A 4777-nucleotide genomic window follows, 5' to 3' on the forward strand; every position below is an offset into this window, starting at 1 on the left:
TTCGACTACTGCCTGCTTCCCTTCGCGTCCTTCGCGCCCTTCGCACCAAGCAATACCCTGTTCGCGCCCCCCGCGCAGCGATGGCTGGATGCCTTTTCTCATGCTTCGCAGACCTTGTCCGAGGCCGTGGCCAATCCGGCGGGGCTGCAAGGCACGCTGTACCGTCAGTTGCTGGCCGGGCAACCGGATCCATTCAAGGCCATGGCCGGGTATGCCGATGCGCCGGCATGGCCGCTCGACTGGATCGATACCTGTTCGCGCGCCTCGGCCGTCATGTCCAAGGCGCACGCGAATGCCGTCCAGCGGCAGATGGAGCTGGGCCAGTCATGGGCGGCGGCGCAGCAACAGCTCATACCGGTCACTGATGGCAGGGGACTGCATGAGCGCACCTGATTAGCCCCGACCCTCAGCTGCCTGTCGCATGATCTGCGACGACGACGTCGGACCATGGCGCCATCGAGGATAGCGAGGTGATGCATGATGGCGATGAATCGGGTGCAGTTCCAACCGGGCCTGTCGATGGTGGAGTTCATGCAGCAGTACGGTGCCGAGGCGAAGTGCTATCGCGCGTTGTACCGGGCACGCTGGCCGCAGGGCTTTCGTTGCCCGCTTTGCAACGAGCGCCGGCGTTGCCGGTTCCGTCGAGGGGCGCAGGTCTATTACCAGTGCCGCGCATGCCGGCACCAGACGACGCTTCTCAGCGGCACGGTGTTTCAGGGAACCAAGCTGCCGCTGCGTACCTGGATGCTGGCGATCCACCTGCTGACCTCGACCAAGACCAACATGGCGGCGCTGGAGCTGATGCGGCACCTGGGCGTGAACTACAAAGCTGCCTGGCGCATCAAGCACAAGATCATGCAGGCGATGGCCGAGCGCGAGGCGCCACGTCAGCTGTCGGGCTTCGTACAGATCGACGACGCCTACCTGGGCGGCGAATTCAATGGCGGTAAGCCCGGCCGCGGCTCGCCCAACAAGCAGGCCTTCCTGATTGCCGTAGAGACCGATGCCGGACTGGAGCACCCGGCCCATGCGGTCATCGAGCCAGTGCGCGGCTTTGATGATGAGAGCATCAAGGACTGGCAGGCACGGCATCTGGCACCGGACGCGGAGGTCTTCAGCGACGGCCTGTACTGTTTCCGCCGCTTCGTCGACGCCGGACATGCTCACACGGTGCTGGAAACGGCCGGCGGACGGGCGGCCTGCGAGGTGCGTGGCGCGCGCTGGGTCAACGTGCTGCTAGGTAACGTCAAACGCGCGATCAGCGGGAGCTATCACGCCATCCGCCAAGGTAAGTACGCCCGGCGCTATTTGGCCGAGGCGGCCTACCGTTTCAACCGACGTTTTCGGCTGCGCGAGATGCTGCCGCGTCTGGCTCGCGCCATGATGCTGTGCAAGCCCCATGCGGAGCCGGTCTTGCGGATGGCCAGCAATTTTCATGGCTGAGGATCGGGGCTAATCAGGTCGTCCGATTGCCCTCTCAGGCAAGACATCCATCTACAGCCTAGTCACGGACGACAAGACGACATGCGTATTGCTAACGATCTGACCACGCGTTGCCAACACAACTGGTCAGCGATGGCATGTGACCGAACCAGTATCGCCAGCCGGCTGGCCACTTGGCTGAAGTTTGCCTGTCGAACCGGAGCGGACATGGTGGAGACAGCAAGTAAGGAGGCGTATGCGTTTGTTGCTTTCGGTCGTAATGCTCCTAGCAGGCTGTTGAGAATGCGCCCCTCCGATGCCGATCGATAGCTCTCGGCTATGGATTATTAGGCGTGGCCGGCGAATTTCGGATGGATGGCCGAGTTTTAGGCGCACGTCTCCCGTGGTCGCGCTCAGGTCGGCGACGGGTTCCACCACTCGCCGATGCCACCGAGCCGGATCAGGTTGTACGCCGCAAACGTCCAGGTCACCCAGCCGCGCACGGTGGGCAGCGCCACCAGCGGCAGTTTGCGCAGGCCGCCGATGGTCTTGATCCAGCCAAAGCCCTGCTCGATGCGTTTGCGAACCTGCAGGCTCATCGCGTAGCCCTTGCCACGGGCGGTGCGATGGTCGACCGCACTGCGTCGACCTTTGGTGTGGCGGGCAATGTGGGGCTTGATCCCGCGCTGCTTCAGCGCCGCGACGAAGTCCTGCGTGTCGTACCCTTTGTCTGCGCCCAGCGTCGCGCCGGGCTTCACGCCGGCGGCGGTCAGCAGATCGAGCGCGCCGTCACGCTCGCCGGTGCCGCTGGCATGGCGCACATCCACGGCCACCAGCAGGCCGTTGCGATTTTCCATCAGGGCATTGGCCAGATAACTCAGCTTCGCCTCCTTGCCTTTGCCCTTGCGGATCAGCCGCGCGTCGGGATCGGTGGTGGAAGCGTGCGTGTCGTTGCTGCGCTTCTCGCCGTGGAAGTCGTCTGGGTCGTTGTCGCTGCCGTCTTTCGGACGGAAACTCTTGTGCGAGGCCCATGCTTCCAGCAACGTGCCGTCGACCGAGAAGTGCTCATCGCTGACCAGATCTTGCACCCGCGCCAGCAGCACGGTGTGCTCGAAAAAGCGCTGCGCAATCGCCTCGTCAAACAGCCGCTCGCGATTGAACGAGAACGTCGAGTGATCCCACACCGGATCGTCCACGTTGAGCCCCACGAACCAGCGAAACAGCAGGTTGTAGTCAAGCTGCTCCATCAGCAGGCGCTCGCTGCGCACGCTGTACACCACCTGCAGCAGCGAGGCGCGAAGAAGGCGCTCCGGCGGAATCGACGGCCGGCCGCCTTCGGCGTAGCGCGCCGCCAAAACTTCATCGAGTTCAGCCAGAATGCCGTCCACCAGCACACGCAGTTTGCGGATCGGATGGTCACTGGGCACGCGATCTTCCACAGACACATACGAGAACATGCCAAGCTGCTGGACGTCGGGACTGCGCATCGGGATCAACGCTCTGCGATTGAGGCAAACTATGACCGCGACGTCAGCGGGGAGTTTCTCAACAGCCTGTTAGAACTGCCGACAGTTGGATATGGCGTGTTGGCGCGCGTTGAAAATTGACCAGGAAAACGGGGTTCTGCTCGTTGAAAATTGACCAGGGTGTTCAACCTAACCTGCCGGTGGTTTTGACTGGCAGGGAGACGAGGTGCACACCATGGCGATGTACGCAAAAGTCCGCCGTATGCGGCTGCGTGATGGGCTGTCGATCAGTGAGATAGCCCGGCGGACGAGTCTGTCACGGAACACGATCAAGGCCTGGCTGCGGGATCCGGTACGCAATGAGATGGCCTACCGGCGCGAGGCCGGCCCCAAGAAGCTCGATGGACACATCGAGTGGCTACGGCGAGCGGTGGAGACCGACGCGCGGCGGCCACGCAAGGAACGGCGCACGGCGTTGTTCCTCTACACCCAGCTTCAGGCCCAGGGTTTCACCGGCAGCTACAGCCGGGTAACCGAGGCGATACGAGCCTGGCGGGCGGAGGCGGGAACGGTGACGGCCCGCGCGGCCTACGTCCCGCTGCAGTTCGAGTGGGGCGAGGCGTTCCAGTTCGACTGGAGCGAGGAAGGCATCGTGATCGGCGGCGTCTGGCGCAAGATCCAGCTGGCGCACATGAAGCTGTGTGCCTCACGGGCGTTCTGGCTGGTGGCGTATCCGACGCAGAGCCACGAGATGCTGTTCGATGCGCACCTGCGTTGCCTGACGGGCCTGGGTGGCATTGCCCGGCGCGGGATCTACGACAACATGAAGACGGCAGTGGACCGCGTGCCAGGGCGCGGCAAGGCGCGGATCGTCAACGCCCGTTTCGCCGCGATGACCGCGCACTATCTGATCGATCCGGACTTCTGCAACGTCGCCAGCGGCTGGGAGAAGGGGCGCGTCGAGAAGGGCGTTCAGGACAGCCGGCGGCGGATCTGGCAGGCCGCCCTGGAACAGCGCTTTTCCAGCTTCGCCGAGCTCAACGTCTGGCTGGCCACGCACTGTGTCGAGGCACGCCGTGCGGCGCACCCGGAGCATCCGGGCATGACCATCGCCGAAGCGCTGGAACACGAGCAGGCCCATCTGATGCCGATGCCCGCGCCCTTCGATGGCTACATCGAGTCACCGGCACGGGTATCGAGCACCTGCCTGGTGACGGCGGCGCGCAACCGCTACTCCGTCCCCTGTGCCTGGGCCGGGCATCGGGTCAGCGTGCGGCCTGCATCTGGTAGCGGATCGAGCGCAGACCGCGGTCGGTCTGCTCGGCCTGGACCAGATGCCGCAAGAGCCACTCGGTCTGCTGCAGCTCCACGCTGCCGCTGTTCTGCAGGGCCTCGGCGTAGCCGTTGGCCATGCCATACAGACGCAGCCCCTTGAGCTCGGTGATGAGGTCAGTCATGGGTTACCTCCGCGTGAAGCGCGTCGTAGCGCTGGGTGTCGCAGGTCGGAGCCTCTGCGACAGTCAGGGATGTTGCGACGGGTGCTGGCGGCGGACCTTCGCGCAGGCGCGCCAGAAGATTCAGTACATGCTCGGCACTGGGCCGGCCGGACTCCAGCGCCAGCTCGACCGCCACCAGTACCGCGTCCAGGCCATGCTGCGGAACGGCACCCAGCACCTGGGCCATGACCCGGTCACCGCCCTGACGGCGCAGCAGGGCACGGCGCAACTGCTTCAACGGGTCCGGCATCTCCGCAAAGGGGGCGCCATTGCGCAACGCACCCGGCTTGCGCTCCACCAGCGGCACGTAGTGCTGCCAGTCGTACACCACATGGTCGCGGTCGGTGGCACGGGTATGCTCGGCAATCCCCGCCTGCTCGGCCACGACGACCA

The 4777-nt window shown here is 64.6% G+C and carries 3 protein-coding genes and 2 pseudogenes; 3 read left to right on the forward strand and 2 right to left on the reverse strand.

Annotated features, from left to right (window positions below; genetic code table 11):
• Both P8014_RS20185 and P8014_RS20190 read left to right on the forward strand, forming a co-directional pair.
• On the forward strand, positions 1 to 393 hold a 393-nt coding region (locus P8014_RS20185; RefSeq protein ID WP_337819133.1), incomplete at its 5' end, for a hypothetical protein.
• Between the two features lie 87 nt (positions 394 to 480).
• Positions 481 to 1443: an IS1595 family transposase gene (locus P8014_RS20190; protein ID WP_337819135.1), complete on the forward strand. Its 963-nt coding sequence runs from the start codon at positions 481 to 483 to the stop codon at positions 1441 to 1443.
• 392 nt (positions 1444 to 1835) lie between these two features.
• Here the strand turns inward: P8014_RS20190 and P8014_RS20195 are convergent, their stop codons facing one another.
• On the reverse strand, positions 1836 to 2909 hold the full coding sequence (locus P8014_RS20195; RefSeq protein ID WP_337819134.1) for an IS5 family transposase: 1074 nt from the start codon (positions 2907 to 2909) through the stop codon (positions 1836 to 1838).
• Between the two features lie 214 nt (positions 2910 to 3123).
• Between P8014_RS20195 and istA the strand changes: the two are divergent.
• Positions 3124 to 4134: pseudogene (gene istA / locus P8014_RS20200) on the forward strand (IS21 family transposase); the annotation flags it as partial.
• 203 nt (positions 4135 to 4337) lie between these two features.
• On the opposite strand, the pseudogene P8014_RS20205 reads toward istA, so the two are convergent.
• Positions 4338 to 4777: pseudogene (locus P8014_RS20205) on the reverse strand (IS21 family transposase); the annotation flags it as partial.

The organism is Acidihalobacter sp., assembly GCF_037381185.1.
Lineage (GTDB): Bacteria > Pseudomonadota > Gammaproteobacteria > DSM-5130 > Acidihalobacteraceae > Acidihalobacter_A.